General features: G+C 41.3%; 16 protein-coding genes. 15 read left to right on the top strand and 1 reads right to left on the bottom strand.

Features of this window, described 5'->3' with window-relative positions; translation table 11 throughout:
* Positions 1 to 75 precede the first annotated feature (75 nt).
* The gene (locus tag CGC63_RS10795) at positions 76 to 531 is read left to right on the top strand and encodes a DUF6512 family protein (protein WP_009246347.1); all 456 of its coding nucleotides are present in this window, start codon (positions 76 to 78) and stop codon (positions 529 to 531) included.
* A gap of 7 nt (positions 532 to 538) precedes the next feature.
* Here the strand turns inward: CGC63_RS10795 and CGC63_RS10790 are convergent, their stop codons facing one another.
* Entirely contained in the window at positions 539 to 1,387 is an 849-nt protein-coding gene (locus CGC63_RS10790) for a YitT family protein (protein ID WP_040351089.1), read from the bottom strand.
* Between the two features lie 150 nt (positions 1,388 to 1,537).
* Between CGC63_RS10790 and CGC63_RS10785 the strand changes: the two genes are divergently transcribed.
* The 14 genes from CGC63_RS10785 to CGC63_RS10720 all read left to right on the top strand — a co-directional run bounded on the left by CGC63_RS10785 (position 1,538) and on the right by CGC63_RS10720 (position 16,971).
* A complete protein-coding gene (locus tag CGC63_RS10785) occupies positions 1,538 to 3,364 on the top strand; it encodes a glycerophosphodiester phosphodiesterase family protein (protein ID WP_003019865.1) in 1,827 nt (608 codons plus the stop codon).
* 13 nt (positions 3,365 to 3,377) lie between these two features.
* Complete coding sequence (locus tag CGC63_RS10780; protein ID WP_003019867.1) at positions 3,378 to 4,559, top strand: FtsW/RodA/SpoVE family cell cycle protein; 1,182 nt, start codon at positions 3,378 to 3,380, stop codon at positions 4,557 to 4,559.
* A 110-nt stretch (positions 4,560 to 4,669) separates the two neighbouring features.
* Complete coding sequence (gene acpP / locus CGC63_RS10775) at positions 4,670 to 4,903, top strand: acyl carrier protein (RefSeq protein ID WP_009246344.1); 234 nt, start codon at positions 4,670 to 4,672, stop codon at positions 4,901 to 4,903.
* Positions 4,904 to 5,011: 108 nt separating this feature from the next.
* On the top strand, positions 5,012 to 5,959 hold the full coding sequence (fabD, locus tag CGC63_RS10770; RefSeq protein WP_003019869.1) for an ACP S-malonyltransferase: 948 nt from the start codon (positions 5,012 to 5,014) through the stop codon (positions 5,957 to 5,959).
* Positions 5,946 to 6,686 carry a 3-oxoacyl-[acyl-carrier-protein] reductase gene (gene fabG / locus CGC63_RS10765; protein ID WP_003019871.1) on the top strand — a complete coding sequence of 247 codons (741 nt, stop codon included), beginning with the start codon at positions 5,946 to 5,948 and terminating at the stop codon, positions 6,684 to 6,686. Before fabD ends, fabG begins: the two co-directional genes overlap by 14 nt.
* Before the next feature lie 8 nt (positions 6,687 to 6,694).
* The gene (gene fabF / locus CGC63_RS10760) at positions 6,695 to 7,927 is read left to right on the top strand and encodes a beta-ketoacyl-ACP synthase II (protein ID WP_003019874.1); all 1,233 of its coding nucleotides are present in this window, start codon (positions 6,695 to 6,697) and stop codon (positions 7,925 to 7,927) included.
* 15 nt (positions 7,928 to 7,942) lie between these two features.
* Positions 7,943 to 8,365, top strand: coding sequence for an acetyl-CoA carboxylase biotin carboxyl carrier protein (gene accB / locus CGC63_RS10755; RefSeq protein ID WP_003019876.1), 423 nt, complete (start codon positions 7,943 to 7,945; stop codon positions 8,363 to 8,365).
* Positions 8,366 to 8,375: 10 nt separating this feature from the next.
* Positions 8,376 to 8,804, top strand: a complete 429-nt coding sequence (gene fabZ, locus CGC63_RS10750) for a 3-hydroxyacyl-ACP dehydratase FabZ (RefSeq protein WP_003019878.1) — start codon at positions 8,376 to 8,378, stop codon at positions 8,802 to 8,804.
* Positions 8,805 to 8,812: 8 nt separating this feature from the next.
* Positions 8,813 to 10,156 (top strand): acetyl-CoA carboxylase biotin carboxylase subunit, encoded by a 1,344-nt coding sequence (locus CGC63_RS10745; protein ID WP_003019880.1) that lies wholly within the window; start codon positions 8,813 to 8,815, stop codon positions 10,154 to 10,156.
* Between the two features lie 14 nt (positions 10,157 to 10,170).
* Complete coding sequence (locus tag CGC63_RS10740) at positions 10,171 to 11,883, top strand: acetyl-CoA carboxylase carboxyl transferase subunit (protein ID WP_022239952.1); 1,713 nt, start codon at positions 10,171 to 10,173, stop codon at positions 11,881 to 11,883.
* 10 nt (positions 11,884 to 11,893) lie between these two features.
* Positions 11,894 to 12,955, top strand: a complete 1,062-nt coding sequence (locus CGC63_RS10735) for an NAD(P)H-dependent flavin oxidoreductase (protein ID WP_003019883.1) — start codon at positions 11,894 to 11,896, stop codon at positions 12,953 to 12,955.
* Positions 12,956 to 13,045: 90 nt separating this feature from the next.
* On the top strand, positions 13,046 to 14,494 hold the full coding sequence (gene gltX / locus CGC63_RS10730) for a glutamate--tRNA ligase (protein WP_003019885.1): 1,449 nt from the start codon (positions 13,046 to 13,048) through the stop codon (positions 14,492 to 14,494).
* A gap of 4 nt (positions 14,495 to 14,498) precedes the next feature.
* Positions 14,499 to 16,370: an ATP-dependent helicase gene (locus tag CGC63_RS10725; protein ID WP_022239951.1), complete on the top strand. Its 1,872-nt coding sequence runs from the start codon at positions 14,499 to 14,501 to the stop codon at positions 16,368 to 16,370.
* Entirely contained in the window at positions 16,351 to 16,971 is a 621-nt protein-coding gene (locus tag CGC63_RS10720) for a 4'-phosphopantetheinyl transferase family protein (protein WP_003019888.1), read from the top strand. The genes CGC63_RS10725 and CGC63_RS10720 overlap by 20 nt, the downstream gene beginning before the upstream one ends.
* Positions 16,972 to 17,037: the final 66 nt, after the last annotated feature.

Here is a 17,037-nt window from a genome sequence, read left to right as displayed (position 1 = left end):
GTTAAAATACCGGGGCTGTATTTACATAGAATAGAAGGATAAAAACTCCATATAATAATGAAAAAGGGGTTTTATATGAAAGCATTGAAAAGAGATATTGGAATAGGTATTGTATTTTCTGTTATTGTAGGTACGCTGGCACATTTTGTCTATGAATGGACGGGAAAAAATCCCATAGCAGCCATCTTTTTTCCGATAGATGAGTCTGTATGGGAGCATGTAAAATTATTGTTTTTCCCAACCCTGTTGTATGGGTTATTTTTAATAAAGAAATGGAAAGAAGCGTATCCTTGTATCGTACCTTCTGTGCCTGTCGGTATTGTAATCGGTTCGTTGTCTATACCGGCATTTTTTTATTTTTATACGGCGATTTTAGGGACACATGTTCTTGTTTTGGACATTCTTATTTTTATTGTCAGTGTCATTCTTTGTTTTTGGATAATTTATAAGCTTACATTATCCTGCAAAACAGCAGGAAATGCAGGATGGATTTTGCTGGCTGCTATCGGCATCAGTTTCTGGGTGAAGTAAGGCAAGCTTACTTGTGTTTATTCCATTCCCCAATGACTTCATTTACAGTGGAAACCGTTACAAATACCTGCTTTTGTGCTGTGTGCAGATAGTTTAAAAGCAGGCGGTATTCCTGTTTTGCAAGAATAGTAACCAGTTCTGTGCGATGCTTTTCATCGTAAGCGCCCTGTGCCGTATAAAGAGTTACACCACGTTTCAAATCATTTAAAATGTAGTCCTGAATGTCCTTGTAATCATCGCATATAATGCACACACGTTTTCGTTTGTTAAAGCCGTCAATGAAATAATCTACGGCAAGACCGTTGCCGTAAGTTCCCAGAATACTGATGATTAAAGTGGAAACATCATAGACAAAAATAGAGGTCATTGCAGTGAAAAGCCCTGCTAAGGTAACTGCTTTTCCAAGCTCGATGTGCATAAATTTATTCATGATTTTGGCAACGATATCAAGTCCTCCGGAAGAGGCATTGACATGAAACAGAAGCGCCTGTCCCAAAGCTATGATTAAAATATAAGCTGCTAAATCAAACACCTGATTTTGGGTAAGAGAGCCGGAAAACGGAAACAGCATTTCAAAAATCCAGAGGAAAACCGGCAGCAGCATAGAGGTGTAAATGGTTTTTGCACCGAAATCCTTTCCGATGAAAATAAATCCGATAACCAGCAGAACTGCATTTAAAATGAAGGTAATCAGGGAAATGGGAATACCCAAAAGCTGAGACAGTACCATGGACAAGCCGGAGATACTTCCCACTACAATTTCGCTGGGAATTAAGAAAAAATACACAGCGGCGGAAACGATAAACATTCCTAAAGTAATAATAGAAAAATCTTTGATTGTATTTTTTGATTTCATGTTTTTAGACTCCTGTATTTTTATATCTTATTCTACCAAAAGAGTTTTGAAATATCCACAGATATTTTCTTTCCCTTGCATAAGTCGTAAGCTTTTTGATAGAATAAGCACTAACAAGGCACGAATGAATGAGAAACGGCGGTCAGATACATGAAAAAAATTTTGAAACAGACATGGAAAACAATCAGATATAATATCAGAAGTCTGCTTATTTTTGAGGCAGGCTATCGTGCTGCCACGTTTTTTCTGGTTATGCAGCTGGTGCGCTTTTTCGTGGACTTTTCTTTAAAGCAGCAAGGGTTCAGTTACCTTACCGCAGAGAATTATAAGGAGTTTTTGCAGTATCCTTTATCCGTTGTTTTTCTGGCGTTGGTATTTTTGGTGATTTTGATTTTTTACTTTGTTGAGGTGGCAGCCTTACTGTGTGGTTTTGTGTATTCTGCAAAGGAAAAGAAGCTGTATGCGGGAGATTTTTTTATTCTGGGAATAAAGAAGACCGTTTCCTTTTTTCGACACAGCAAGGTGAGCTGGCTGGTGTGTGCGGCCTGCTCAGGTCCTTTTCTCGCAGCGTATTTTCTGGTAAGAGAAATTTCTTATATTCAAATTTTAGAGTTTACGGCAAGACAGATTTATAAAGAGATAAAATCACCGATGTTGATTTATGGATTTTTAGGTGTATTGCTTCTGATTTCTTTTTTGTTTGTATTTGCATTGCCTTATTGCATTTTAGAAAAGAAAAAGAACTGGCAGGGATTTCTAAGCGGTATGAAATTATTTCGAACCCATTGGAAAAGAATTTTACTGGATTTTTGTTTTCTGCATGTTTTTATGTTGCTGTTTATTCTGATAACGTATAGCGTTGTGATGCTTATTCTTGCCGCAGGTGTATTTTTCTTTAAGCCTGAGGCTGTGAAAATCAGCAGTATTTTTATTTACAGTGAATATGTGAACATGGCTCTCGGAATTTATGCAGGAGGCGTGCAGTTGATTGGAAGCATTGCTTTTGTGTATACGGTATATACCAAATTTCACATACAGCCCAAGGACGAGGAGGAACATCTTTTTTATAAAAAAATGGAGCAGTATTTCTGGTATTCGAAGCTGGGAAGAAGAAAAGCAGCAGGTCTTCTTACTGCTTTATTTGTCCTTTTGGAAGGGATTTATTTCGGCTTTTTGGTTATCAATCACGATACGACACTGAGCCATTTGGCAGCAGATACGGAAATTACAGCGCACAGAGGAGGCGCATGGAAAGCGCCGGAAAATACCATCAGCGCCTTGCAGTATACCATAGACAGCGGTGCGGATTATGCTGAAATTGATGTGCAGGAAACAAAAGACGGCGAGCTTATTCTTCTGCATGACGACTCGTTGAAAAGAACAGCCGGAGTCAAGAAAAATGTGTGGGACATGACCTTAAAGCAAGTGGAAAAGCTGGATGCGGGAGCCAGCTTTCATAAGAAATTCAGAGGAGAAAAAATACCGGAATTTACAGAGGCTTTGAAATTTTGCAAAGGAAGACTGGACTTAAATATCGAGATTAAGTATAATGGTAAAAATAAGGGGATTGTAAATAAGGTGGTTCGTGCAATTAAAGAAAATCATTTTGAAGACCACTGTGTAGTAACCTCCATGAATTATCAATTCCTGAAACAAATCAAGAAAACAGCCCCTGAAATTCGAACAGGTTATATTATGACCATGACCTACGGCGGTGTACAGGGGATGGAAGCGGCTGATTTTTTCAGCGTAAAACACACTTACGTAGATGAAAAATTTGTCACGCAGGCACATGCACTTGGTAAAGAAGTACATGTGTGGACGGTGAATTATAAAGGAGATGCAAAACGCATGCTGGATATGGGCGTGGATAATATTATTACAGATGACCCGATTATGGTGCGTAAGGTGCAGAACCGGGAGAGCGGCAGCAGTACCGGATATGTGGAGCTGCTGAGGTATGCTTTTCGTTTTTAGTGGGAGGAAATAAATGGCAGGGAGAAGAAAGAAGAAACGTTCTGCAAAATCCGGATATTACGATTTTAATCTGGTAGCAGTGGTAATTCTGTTGATTTGCTTTGGATTAGTCATGCTTTACAGCACCAGCGCTTATACAGCTCAGGTGAAATATGGGAATGATATGAACTTTTTTACAAAGCAGACGATTATCAGTATTGTAAGTATTTTAGCGGCATTGTTTTTATCAAAGTTTGACTATCATTTACTTTACTATGTAAGTAAAATGATTTACGGGATATCCATTATTTTAATGGCAATGGTAAAATTTACGCCTTTGGGCGTAGAAGTAAACGGCGCCAGAAGATGGCTTCGTTTTGGAATACAGGCCTTGCAGTTTCAGCCGGCAGAGGTGGCTAAAATTGCGGCAATTACCTTTATTCCGTGTCTGATTATGAAAATGGGACGTGAAATTGCCACAAGACGTGGGTTTTTAAAATTGATGGCTTACGGACTGGGGTTGGCGGCAGCGGCTTTTTACCTTACGGAAAACCTGAGTACAGCTATGATTATTGCCGGTATTACGGTTATTATGATTTTTATTGCGCATCCCAATAAACGTCTGTTTTTAATGTGGGGAGGAATTTTGGCAGTTCTGGTGGTTCTGGCTCGGATTATGCTTCAAATCACCTTGGGCGAGATGACGCTGGACATGGACAATGTAGAAAACTTTCGTCTTGCCAGAGTCCTTGTATGGCTAAATCCTGAGAAGTATTCTTCTGAGGGAGGCTATCAGATTATGCAGGCTCTCTATGCTATCGGAAGCGGCGGCTTTTTCGGAAAGGGACTGGGAAACAGTGTGCAGAAGCTTGGCCCTGTGCCGGAAGCCCAAAATGATATGATTTTCTCTATTATTTGTGAGGAGCTTGGCGTATTCGGGGGTATGGTAGTTTTACTTTTATTTGGCTATATGCTGTATCGTCTGTTTTTTATCGCTCAGAATGCACCGGATTTTTACGGCTCTTTGATGGTCAGCGGCATTTTAATCCACATTGCCTTACAGGTGATTTTAAATATCTGTGTTGTGCTTAACTGGATACCTACAACCGGTATTACCCTTCCGTTTTTCAGCTATGGAGGAACGTCCATTATGTTCCTGATGGCAGAAATGGGGATTGCCCTCAGTGTTTCCAGAGAGATAAAATTTGCGAAATAAGGGTTGACAAATAAAGGGAAAGAATATATACTTTGAACATCAAAATATTAAACAGAAAGAAATCCCGTTACAGGGGAATTTAATAAGTTTTTAAAAGGAGAATGAAGGTTATGTTAGAAAAAATGAGAGAAATTATTGCAGAGCAGTTAAATTGTGAGGCAGAAAGCATTCAGCTCGAAACTTCTTTTAAGGAAGATTTAGGTGCAGACTCTCTGGATTTATTTGAACTGGTTATGGCTTTGGAGGATGAATATTCCGTAGATATCCCATCTGAGGAATTACAGGAATTGACAACAGTGGGAGCTGTTATTGACTACTTAAAAACAAAAGGTGTAGAAGAATAAGAAGATATATGAGAGTGTTGCTCATCATTTGCATGGAATGTAATACTCTCATTTTTTTAGATAAATAGTTTGATATACAAAATATTTTAAATGCAAAGGAGATAGACGATGGGAAAGCTGGCATTTATCTTTCCGGGGCAAGGAGCGCAATATGTGGGAATGGGAAAAGATTTTTATGAAGAATTTCCGATTTGCAGGCAGACCATAGAAAAAGCAGCAGAAATTTCCAAGCTGGATTTAGAGAAAATTTGTTTTGAAGAAAATGAGAAAATTTCAATTACAGAATATACACAGATTGCCATGACAGCCGTGGAAGCGGCAATTTTAAAGGCACTGGAGGAAAAAGGATTTTATTCGGATATGACAGCGGGATTAAGCCTCGGAGAATACGGAGCTTTGCTGGCATCAGGTGCAATGCCTTTAGAAGACATCTTTTATACGGTAAGAAAACGAGGCATTTATATGCAGGAGGCAGTTCCAAAAGGCGGCGCTATGGCAGCGGTTTTGGGAATGGAAGCGGAATTGATTGAAATGATTTGTGAAGAAACGCAGGGAATAGTCAGTGTGGCAAATTATAACTGTCCGGGACAGATTGTGATTACAGGGGAAGAAGCGGCTGTGGCAAAGGCATCTGAAAAGTTAAAGGAAGCAGGAGCAAAGAGAATTTTGCCATTACAGGTTTCCGGTCCTTTCCATTGTGAAATGCTTACAGGCGCAGGAGAAAAGCTTTCCAAGGTATTAGAAGAAATTCCTTTGAGAGAGATAAAAATTCCCTATGTTTCCAATGTGACAGCGCAGATGGTTACAGAAAAAGAAGAAATCAAGAAGCTTTTGGTAAAGCAGGTATCTTCTCCTGTACGCTGGCAGCAGTGCGTGGAAACTATGATAGAAAACGGTGCAGATACATTTGTGGAAATCGGACCGGGCAGAACGTTAAGCGGATTTATGAGGAAAATCAATCGAAATGTAACGGTAATGAACATTCAGACAGTAGAAGATTTTTGGAAAGTTACAGAAAAGCTGGAAGAAAGAAGGGAAAACAGTGTTGGAAAATAAAGTTGCATTGGTAACAGGAGCAGGCAGAGGCATTGGAAGACAGATTGCCCTGACATTGGCAAAGGAAGGGGCAACAGTTGTTGTAAATTATAACGGCTCAAGAGAAAGAGCAGAAGGCGTGGTTGCAGAAATTGAAAATGCAGGAGGAAAAGCAGAGGCTTACGGCTGTGATGTAAGCGATTTTGAAGCCTGTCAGGAAATGATAAACAACGTAATAAATAAATACGGACATCTGGATATTCTGGTAAATAATGCAGGAATTACAAGAGACGGTTTGATTATGAAAATGAAGGAAGAGGATTTTGACGCTGTTTTAAATACCAATTTAAAAGGAACCTTCCATACCATTCGCCATAGTGCCAGACAGATGCTGAAGCAAAAAAGCGGAAAAATCATCAATATTTCTTCTGTTTCAGGTGTTATGGGAAATGCGGGACAGGCAAATTATGCCGCCAGCAAAGCAGGAGTAATCGGCCTTACCAAGACTATGGCAAGAGAACTGGCAAGCAGAGGAATTACCGTAAATGCTGTGGCGCCGGGCTTTATTGAGACGGAGATGACAGAGGTGCTTTCAGACAGTGTTAAGGAACATGCCTGCGAACAAATTCCTCTGGGGAGATTTGGAAAGGCAGAGGATGTGGCAGAACTTGTGGCATTTCTGGCTTCAGAAAAGGGAAATTATATTACCGGTCAGGTGCTTTGTGTAGACGGCGGTATGAGCATATAGGAGGAAACATGAGACGAGTAGTAGTGACAGGAATGGGTGCGGTAACACCCTTGGGATTGAATGTGGAGGAATTTTGGACAGGCTTAAAAGAAGGAAAAACAGCTTTTGGAGAAATTACAAAATTTGATACCACAGAATACAAAGTGCATCTGGCAGCAGAGGTAAAGGGCTTTCAGGGAAAGGATTACATGGATTTTAAAGCTGCCAAACGTATGGAACTGTTTTGCCAGTACGCAGTTGCGGCAGCAAAAGAGGCAATGGAACAGGCGGGCATTTGTATGGAAAATGAAGATCCTTATCGGGTGGGATGTTCCATCGGTTCGGGAATAGGAAGCCTTCAGACCATTGAAAGAGAGCATAAAAAATTGCTGGAAAAAGGGCCGGCAAGAGTCAATCCTTTAATGGTTCCTCTGATGATTTCTAATATGGCGGCAGGAAATGTTTCCATACAGTTTGGGCTGAAAGGAAAGAGCATTAACGTAGTAACTGCCTGTGCATCCGGCACTCATTGTATCGGTGAAGCTTTCCGAACTATTCAGGTAGGAGATGCAGATATCATGGCGGCAGGAGGTACAGAAGCCAGCATTACACCGGTGGGAATTGCAGGATTTTCTGCTCTTACCGCCCTTTCTACTTCAGAAAATCCGAAAAGATGTTCCATTCCTTTTGACAAAGAAAGAGACGGATTTGTCATGGGAGAAGGCGCAGGCGTAGTTATTTTGGAAGAGCTGGAGCATGCAAAAAAAAGAGGGGCAAAAATTCTGGCAGAGGTTGTGGGATACGGTGCAACCAGTGACGCTTATCACATTACTTCCCCTGCGGAGGACGGACAGGGAGCAGCCAGATGTATGGAAAATGCCATAAGAGAAGCAGGCGTGGAGCTTGAGAAAATCGAATATATCAATGCTCATGGCACAAGCACCCACCACAATGATTTATTTGAAACAAGAGCAATCAAAAGCCTGTTCAAGGACCATGCCAAAGAATTGAAAATCAATTCTACAAAGTCCATGATCGGTCACCTTCTGGGGGCAGCAGGAGCAGTGGAATTTATTGCCTGCGTAAAGGAATTAGAGGAAGGTTATCTTCATAAAACAGCAGGATATAAGGTACCGGATGAGGAATGTGATTTAGACTATATTACAGAAAACGGAATAGAAAAGAGAATAGAATATGCCTTGAGCAATTCTCTTGGATTTGGCGGACATAATGCCAGCCTGCTCATAAAACGTTTTGAATAAGGGGGAAAGAAAAATATGGAATTTGATAAAATTGTAAAGCTTATTCATGCAGTAGGAGAGTCGGGATTGTCAGAATTTTCCTTTGAAGAAGGTGCGTTAAAGATTTCCATGCGAGGAGGAGAAAAACAGGGGAAAACAGTGGAATTTCTACCAAAAGCAGTGGAAATAAAAGAAGAAATCAAGGAAAAAACGGCAGTGATAACAGGAAAAACCGTGAAGTCTCCGCTGGTCGGAACCTTCTATGCAGCTCCTTCACCGGAGGCAGAAACCTTTGTAAAAAAAGGCGATACCGTAAAGAAGGGACAGGTGCTTGGAATTGTAGAAGCCATGAAGCTTATGAATGAAATCGAGTCTGAATATGATGGCGTGGTAGAGGATATTCTCATTGGAAATGAGGATACGGTAGAGTATGGACAGCCATTATTTGTGATTGCGTAGGAGGGATATGATGCAGCTTACAACAAAGGAAATTATGGAAATTATTCCTCACAGACATCCCTTTCTTCTGGTAGATACCATAGAGGAATTAGAGCCGGGTGTAAAAGCTGTGGGAAAAAAATGTGTGACTTATCATGAGAATTTTTTTGCGGGACATTTCCCCAATGAGCCGGTAATGCCGGGAGTTTTACAGATTGAAGCGCTGGCGCAGACAGGAGCCGTGGCAATTTTAAGTAAGGAGGAAAACAAAGGGAAAACTGCTTATTTTGGCGGTATACAGTCTGCAAAATTTAAGACAAAGGTCGTGCCGGGGGACGTGCTGACTTTAGAGGTTGAAATCATCAGAGAAAAAGGTCCTGTGGGAATTGGAAAAGCAGTTGCCAAAAACCAGCACGGAAAAGTAACGGTGACAGCAGAGATGACCTTTATGGTGGGATAGGAGTGTCTATGTTTCAGAAGATTTTAATTGCAAATCGAGGGGAGATTGCAGTGCGCATTATTCGTGCCTGCAGAGAGTTGGGAATCAGAACGGTGGCAGTATATTCTGAGGCAGATAAGGATGCTTTACATGCCCAGCTTGCAGATGAAGCTGTGTGCATTGGACCGGCTTCTTCAAAAGACAGTTATTTGAATATGGAGAGAATTTTAAGCGCAACCATTGCCACAAAGGCAGAGGCAATTCATCCGGGATTTGGATTTTTATCAGAGAACAGCCGCTTTGCACAGATGTGTGAGAAATGTCATGTGGCTTTTATCGGCCCGTCTCCTGAAATTATACAGAAAATGGGGAATAAATCAGAAGCAAGAAAGACCATGATGCAGGCAGGTGTGCCTGTGATACCGGGGACAAAAGAAGCTGTTTATACAGTGGAAGAAGGCCTTTCAGAGGCGGAGAGAATTGGATTTCCGGTTATGATAAAGGCGTCCTCGGGAGGTGGCGGAAAAGGCATGCGTGTATCAGAAAAGAAAGAAGATTTTACGGAAAACTTCCTTATGGCACAGCAGGAGTCTAAGAATTCTTTTGGCGATGATACCATGTATATTGAACGTTATGTGAGAAATCCAAGACACATAGAGGTACAGATTTTGGGAGATAAATTCGGAAATGTGGTGCAGCTGGGAGAACGTGACTGCTCCATACAAAGACGCCATCAGAAGCTGATTGAGGAGTCTCCATGCTGTGCAATTTCAGAAAAAATAAGAGAAAAATTAGGGGAGACAGCCAGAAAAGCAGCCAAAGCAGTGGGATATGAAAGTGCAGGAACCATTGAATTTCTTTTGGATGAGTCCGGTGAATTTTTCTTTATGGAGATGAATACCAGAATTCAGGTAGAGCATCCGGTGACGGAATTTGTCTCGGGAGTAGACCTGATTAAAGAGCAAATTCAAATTGCGGCAGGACTTCCTCTTTCTGTTTCACAGGAGGATATTTCTCCGAACGGTCACGCCATTGAGTGCAGAATTAATGCGGAAAATCCAAGGAAAAACTTTATGCCCTGTCCGGGAACGATTGAGCATTTACACATTCCCGGAGGCAACGGTGTGCGGGTGGATACGGCTGTTTATGCAGGGTATCAGATACCGCCCAACTATGACTCTATGATTATGAAGGTCATTGTTCATGATAAGGACAGAGCCTCTGCTATTGCAAAGCTGCGAAGCACACTGGGCGAGGTAATCATTGAAGGAATTGAGACAAATCTGGATTTCCAGTATGATATTTTGCAGCAAAAGGATTTTATAGAGGGGAAAATTACCACAGATTTTATACCAAAACATTATTCGATATAAGGAGAATTTAGCAGATGTCCAGATGGAAGGAATTATTTAAAAAAACATCCGATACAGAGCAGACAGAAGAAAAAACATCCGCTCCCTCTGTGCCTCAGGGGCTTTGGATGAAATGCCCGAAATGCGGTGAAATGATTTACAAAGAAGATGTAGTAGGAGCATCCTATGTATGTCCAAAATGCGGGGGATATTTCCGTATGAAAGCCAAAACAAGAATAAAATTGGTGGCAGATAAGGACAGCTTTCAGGAATGGTATACGGACTTTCCTCTTTGTAATCCTCTGGACTATCCGGAATATGAGGAAAAGCTTGCAGCTTTAAAAGAGAAAACACATTTGGATGAAGCAGTGTGTATCGGAGAGGCAAGGATTGAGAATAGTCCGGTGGTATTGGGAGTCTGTGATGCCCGCTTTTTAATGGGAAGCATGGGGCATACCGTAGGGGAGAAAATTACCGGAGCCTTTGAAGAAGCTACAAAAAGGAAGCTGCCGGTGGTATTGTTCTGCTGTTCGGGAGGAGCCAGAATGCAGGAAGGAATTGTTTCTTTGATGCAGATGGCAAAAACCTCGGCGGCTGTTAAAAAACACAGTGATGCAGGACTTCTATATATACCTGTTCTTACAGACCCCACGACAGGAGGAGTGACAGCAAGCTTTGCCATGCTGGGAGATATTATTCTGGCAGAGCCGGGGGCATTAATCGGCTTTGCGGGACCTCGTGTCATTGCACAGACTATTCATCAAAAGCTGCCTGAGGGCTTTCAAAAAGCAGAGTTTTTAGTAGAGCATGGCATACTGGACGGGATTGTAAAAAGAGAGGATTTAAAGCAGACCTTGTCCGGACTTTTAAAGCTTCATGAAAGACAGAAGGGCTATTGTCAGTTCTCCAATATTGTTCTTTCCAAAGAAGAAATTTTGCAGGATACCAGAAGGAAAAAAACGAAAGAAATGACTGCATGGGAGCGGGTACAGACAGCAAGAGACAGCAAAAGACCGGTAAGCCTTGATTATATAAAGGAAATTTTTGACAGCTTTATGGAGCTTCATGGAGACAGAGCTTTTCGTGATGACGGTGCAATTATAGGAGGTCTGGCGCTTTTAGACGGACAGCCGATAACGGTCATCGGAATTCAAAAAGGCAGAAATACAAAAGAAAATATCGGCAGAAATTTCGGGATGCCTTCACCGGAGGGGTATCGAAAAACTTTGCGTCTGATGAAGCAGGCAGAGAAATTTCAACGTCCGATTATTACCTTTATTGACACGCCGGGAGCCTTCTGCGGTGTAGAAGCAGAGGAACGGGGACAGGGAGAAGCCATTGCCAGAAATCTGCTGGAAATGGCAGCGCTAAAAGTACCTGTTTTAAGCATTGTCATCGGAGAAGGGGGAAGCGGAGGGGCTTTGGCTCTTGGCGTAGGCAATGAAGTGTGGATGCTGGAAAACGCCATTTATTCGATTTTGTCGCCGGAAGGCTTTGCCTCTATCTTATGGAAGGACAGTAAAAAGGCGAAAGAAGCGTCTGAGGTAATGAAAATTACAGCGGAGGATTTGAAAAAGCTTGGCATCATTGAGCAGGTAATACCGGAGGAAACAGCGGCATCAAAAGAAAATCTTCCTGTTCTGTGCAAAGATATGAAGGAGCGAATGAAAGACTTTTTGAGAAGAATGGAAGGCATGACAGGAGAAGAAATCGCAGAGCACAGATACAACAGATTTCGGCGAATGTAAGGGAGGAAATATGATAAATCCATTGGAAATCGGAGATTTAAAACTGAAAATTCCGGTGATACAAGGCGGAATGGGAGTGGGTATCAGCCTTTCTAAGCTTGCGGGAAGTGTGGCAAGAGAAGGTGGAATGGGTGTGATATCCACGGCACAGATTGGATTTCGAGAGCCTGATTTCTTAAAAAATCCATTAGAAGCAAATTTCCGTGCGCTAAAAAAAGAGATTGCAAAGGCGAAAGAAATCGGAAAAGGCGGCGTAATCGGCGCGAATATTATGGTGGCAACCAGACATTATAAGGAGTATGTAAAAAACGCTGTTTTGGCAGGCGTTGATGTGATTTTATCAGGGGCAGGACTTCCGGTAGATTTACCGGAATATGTAAAAGGAAGCAAGGTGAAAATTGCACCGATTATTTCTTCCTTAAAGGCGTTTACCGTAATCAGCAGAGTATGGGAGCGGAAATATGCCCGCTATCCGGATTTTGTGGTGGTGGAAGGTCCAAAAGCAGGAGGACATCTGGGATTTTCCAAGGAAGCGGTACAGCAGCTTACACAGGAAGAATACGATAAAGTTATTGTAAGCATTGTAGAAAAAGCAAAGGAATACAGCCAAAAGGCAGGACGAAAAATTCCGGTTATTGCAGCCGGAGGAATTTTTGACAGACAGGATATGGAGCATGCGTTAAGCCTTGGTGCAGACGGAGTGCAGGTGGGGACTCGATTTGTTACCACAAAGGAATGTGATGCGGACACGCGTTATAAGGAATCCTATTTGAAGGCGAGAAAGGAAGATATTGTTCTTGTAGACAGTCCTGTGGGAATGCCGGGAAGGGCAATTTCCAATGCTTTTCTTGAAAGGGTAAAGACAAAACCGGAAAAAATAACCCATTGTTATCAGTGTATTGAAGGCTGTAAGGGAAAGGATATTCCTTATTGCATTACAGAAGCGCTGGTGCACGCAGCAGTGGGAGATACAGAGCATGGGCTTTTGTTTTGTGGAGAAAATGCGTGGAAATGCAGTAAAATCGAGGAAGTAAAAGAAATAATGAGAGAATTTTCGGGAAACAATACTTGAAAATAGACGATGGTTCGAGTATAATTTTCATGGTAATGGGGTATAGGGTGAAAGCCACATACCCCTGTTTTAAAAATAAGGAGAAATACCATGAGTAAAGTAAGAACAAGATTTGCACCAAGCCCAACAGGCAGAATGCACGTAGGAAATTTGAGAACTGCTTTGTACGCATACTTAATTGCAAAGCATGAGGACGGAAGCTTTATGCTTCGTATTGAAGATACAGACCAGGAGCGTTTTGTAGAAGGCGCACTGGATATTATTTACAGAACTCTTGCAAAGACAGGTCTGGTACACGATGAAGGTCCTGACAAGGACGGCGGTTACGGTCCTTATGTGCAGAGTGAAAGAAATGCACAGGGCATTTATTTAAAATATGCAAAGCAGTTAATTGAGCAGGGAGACGCTTATTACTGCTTCTGTACAAAAGAGCGTCTGGAGTCTTTAAAATCCAGCGTTGGAGAAAAAGAAATTGCTATGTATGACAAGCATTGTCTGCATTTAAGCAAGGAAGAAATCGAAGAAAAGCTGGCTAACGGCGAGCCTTATGTTATCCGTTTTAACATGCCTACCGAAGGCACAACAACCTTTCAGGATGATATTTACGGAGCCATTACCGTTCCGAATAACGAATTGGATGATTTGATTTTAATTAAATCAGACGGATATCCTACTTATAACTTTGCCAATGTAGTAGACGACCATTTAATGGGAATTACACACGTAGTAAGAGGAAATGAATACTTATCTTCTTCACCGAAATACAACCGTATTTATGAAGCTTTTGGATGGGAAATTCCTACTTATGTACACTGTCCATTGATTACAAATGAAGAGCATAAAAAGCTCAGTAAACGCTCCGGCCATTCTTCTTACGAAGATTTGGTAGAGCAGGGATTTTTAACAGAAGCCATTGTAAACTATGTGGCTCTTTTAGGCTGGTGTCCGGAAGACAACCGTGAAATCTTCTCCTTGGAGGAGCTGGTAAAGGTATTTGATTACCACCACATGAGTAAATCACCGGCTGTATTTGATATTCAGAAGCTTCGCTGGATGAACGGAGAATATATGAAAGCTATGGATGATGACAAGTTCTATGAAATGGCGCTTCCATACTTAAAACAGGTGATTACCAAGGATTTGGATTTAAGAAAAATCGCAGGAATGGTAAAAACCAGAATAGAGGTTCTGCCTGATATCGCAGATTTAATCGACTTCTTTGAAGCAGTACCGGAGTATGACATTGCCATGTATACACATAAGAAAATGAAAACAAATCCTGAAATTTCATTAGAAGTTTTAGAGAAAATCCTTCCGGTATTAGAAGGAACAGAGGATTACAGCAACGATGCAATGTATGAGCTTCTCTGCGGATTTGCAAAAGAAAACGGTTATAAAAACGGACAGATTTTATGGCCAATCCGTACTGCACTTTCCGGAAAACAGATGACACCGGCAGGCGCTACGGAAATTCTGGAGATACTTGGAAAAGAAGAGAGTATCCGAAGAATAAAAGCTGCAATCGAGAAATTAAGCTAATCTTATGGAGAAAAATGCAGCACAGGAAAAAGCAATTCATCATAATCAAGGACCAATGATGCTTTTGGCAGGACCGGGTTCGGGAAAGACTACCACCATGACAAGGAGAGTGGAGGCGCTTATCAGAGAGCATCGTGTAAACCCTGCGCACATTCTGGTGGTTACCTTTACAAAGGCGGCTGCAAGAGAGATGAAAGAGCGTTTTTTATCCCTTTGTCAGAAATCCGGCGTAAAAGAAAATTATCAGAGGGTCACCTTTGGTACCTTTCACGGTATTTTTTACGGCATTTTAAGACATGCTTACGGTTTGACAGGGAAAAATATCATCAGCGAGGAACAGCGCTATGATATGCTGAGAGAAATTATTTATAAGCAAAGAATAGAAATAGAGGATGAAAAGGAGTTTTTCGAGGGGCTGGTACAGGAAATCAGTCAGGTAAAGAACAACCGCATTCCTCTGGAGCATTACTATTCTAAGAATTGTCCGGACGAAATATTCCGGACAATTTACTGTACTTATGTCAATAGATGCAGACAGGCACGGCTGCTGGATTTTGATGATATGCTTTTGTATTGTTATGATTTATTGAAAAAAAGAGCCGATATTTTAGCGGGCTGGCAGCAGAAATTTCAGTATATTCTGGTAGACGAATTTCAGGATATCAATCAGCTTCAGTATGATATTGTGAAGATGCTGGCAGCGCCCCAAAATAACCTGTTTATTGTGGGAGATGACGACCAGTCCATCTATGCCTTTCGTGGAGCAAAGCCGGAAATTATGATGCACTTTCCAAAGGATTTTCCTACGGTGAGGACGGAGCTTTTGTCTTGTAATTACCGCTCTACGAAGAAAATCGTAGAAGCTGCCGGAAGGGTAATAAGCTGTAACAAAAACAGATTTAAAAAGAAAATTCATACGGAAAATGAAGAGGGAAAACCTGTGTGTATCAAGGTGTTTGATACGCAAAAACAGGAAGAGCTTTACGTAAAGGACTGCATTGTAAAAGCTTATCAGGAGGGCTGTTCCTACGAAGAAATGGCAATTTTATACAGGACAAATTCCGGCGCCAGATTTTTGGTGGAGACTCTTATGGAGTATCAGATACCTTTTCAGATGCGGGATGTGATGCCTAATATTTATGAGCATTGGATTGCTCGAAATATGATTTCTTATATAAAACTGGCAATGGGTGACCGAAGCAGAAAAGAATTTTTGCAGGTGATGAATCGCCCCAACCGCTACATATCAAGAGCTGCTTTGGAGGATACACAGGTATCCTTTGAAGCCCTTCGCTGGTATTACGAGGGGAAAGACTGGCTGTGTGACCGCATTGATAAGCTGGAAGAGGACTTATATCTTTTAAAGAATATGACGCCTTACGGTGCAATCAATTATATACGCAAGGGTATCGGATATGATGAATACTTAAAGGATTATGCCGCTTATCGGAAGTTGAAAACAGAGGATTTCTATGAGGTTTTGGAGGAGCTGGCAGAAAGTGCCAAGGGCTATAAAACTTATCCGGAATGGTTTAAGCATATGGAGGAATACACACAAAACTTAAAAGAACAGGCAAAAAATCAGCCGGTGCAGAGACAAGGCGTGATTATTTCTACTTTACACAGTATTAAGGGACTGGAGTTTGACAAGGTATTTTTGATGGATGTAAACGAAGGAACAATACCTTACCATAAGGCAGCCACAGACAGTGACATAGAGGAAGAACGCCGCTTGTTTTATGTGGGTATGACAAGAGCAAGAAAAGAACTTTCTCTTTTCTTTATAAAAGAACGTCATGAAAAGCAGCTGGAGCCTTCCCGCTTTTTGAAGGAATGTGGCTGGCAGGAGGAAAAGAATGGAGCAAGCTCAAATTAAAATTTATATAGGAGAAATTGACAAATGGGCAGGGATATATCAGGCAGAAGAAAGAGCAGAAACAATATGCGGAAGACTTTTGCTGTTATATGGCTTGTTTCGGCTAAAGGAAGGGCAGGAGCTTTTTTTGGCAGATACGTTGACAGAGGCATATCAGAAGCTGAAAAAGCAACTTGTATATGGGACTCATGGAAAGCCTGCTCTTTCGGATAGCTTTTCTCCTCATTTTAATATCAGCCATTCCGGAAAATATGCGGTATGTGCGCTGTCAGAAGTGCCCTGCGGTATTGATATACAGGAAAAAAAAGAGCTGAGAAACCATCGTATTTTTGAAAAAATTTTGTCCGAAAAGGAGCAAGATGAGGTGCTTTTCAGTACAGACCAAGCGGCTGCTTTTTATAAATACTGGGCTAGGAAGGAAAGCTTTTTAAAGCTTACCGGACAGGGAATTACTGTGGATTTAAGAGGGATTTCCAAACCTGTGTGGCAGGAAGATTTTACATTAAAGGAAGTTTATGCAGGTTGTATCAGCGCCGATACAGAGTGTCAGGTCACTTATGAGCATATCTTGCCTTTTGACCTTTTAAAATTCTTTTCTTAATAAAAACTTTTGTTTTTCACGTATCTTTTATTAAGATTTTTTCTTTATAGTAAAGGATATGGAAAC

Origin of the sequence: Blautia hansenii DSM 20583 (assembly GCF_002222595.2) — a bacterium.
Taxonomy (GTDB): Bacteria; Bacillota; Clostridia; order Lachnospirales; family Lachnospiraceae; genus Blautia; species Blautia hansenii.
This window is presented reverse-complemented; position numbering and strand designations above follow the sequence as displayed.

Coding starts and splice junctions, on each gene's coding strand:
- CGC63_RS10795 (WP_009246347.1), top strand. CDS start 76: ATGAAAGCATTGAAAAGAGATATTGGAATAGGTATTGTATTTTCTGTT.
- CGC63_RS10790 (WP_040351089.1), bottom strand. CDS start 1,387: ATGAAATCAAAAAATACAATCAAAGATTTTTCTATTATTACTTTAGGA.
- CGC63_RS10785 (WP_003019865.1), top strand. CDS start 1,538: ATGAAAAAAATTTTGAAACAGACATGGAAAACAATCAGATATAATATC.
- CGC63_RS10780 (WP_003019867.1), top strand. CDS start 3,378: ATGGCAGGGAGAAGAAAGAAGAAACGTTCTGCAAAATCCGGATATTAC.
- acpP (WP_009246344.1), top strand. CDS start 4,670: ATGTTAGAAAAAATGAGAGAAATTATTGCAGAGCAGTTAAATTGTGAG.
- fabD (WP_003019869.1), top strand. CDS start 5,012: ATGGGAAAGCTGGCATTTATCTTTCCGGGGCAAGGAGCGCAATATGTG.
- fabF (WP_003019874.1), top strand. CDS start 6,695: ATGAGACGAGTAGTAGTGACAGGAATGGGTGCGGTAACACCCTTGGGA.
- accB (WP_003019876.1), top strand. CDS start 7,943: ATGGAATTTGATAAAATTGTAAAGCTTATTCATGCAGTAGGAGAGTCG.
- fabZ (WP_003019878.1), top strand. CDS start 8,376: ATGCAGCTTACAACAAAGGAAATTATGGAAATTATTCCTCACAGACAT.
- CGC63_RS10745 (WP_003019880.1), top strand. CDS start 8,813: ATGTTTCAGAAGATTTTAATTGCAAATCGAGGGGAGATTGCAGTGCGC.
- CGC63_RS10740 (WP_022239952.1), top strand. CDS start 10,171: ATGTCCAGATGGAAGGAATTATTTAAAAAAACATCCGATACAGAGCAG.
- CGC63_RS10735 (WP_003019883.1), top strand. CDS start 11,894: ATGATAAATCCATTGGAAATCGGAGATTTAAAACTGAAAATTCCGGTG.
- gltX (WP_003019885.1), top strand. CDS start 13,046: ATGAGTAAAGTAAGAACAAGATTTGCACCAAGCCCAACAGGCAGAATG.
- CGC63_RS10725 (WP_022239951.1), top strand. CDS start 14,499: ATGGAGAAAAATGCAGCACAGGAAAAAGCAATTCATCATAATCAAGGA.
- CGC63_RS10720 (WP_003019888.1), top strand. CDS start 16,351: ATGGAGCAAGCTCAAATTAAAATTTATATAGGAGAAATTGACAAATGG.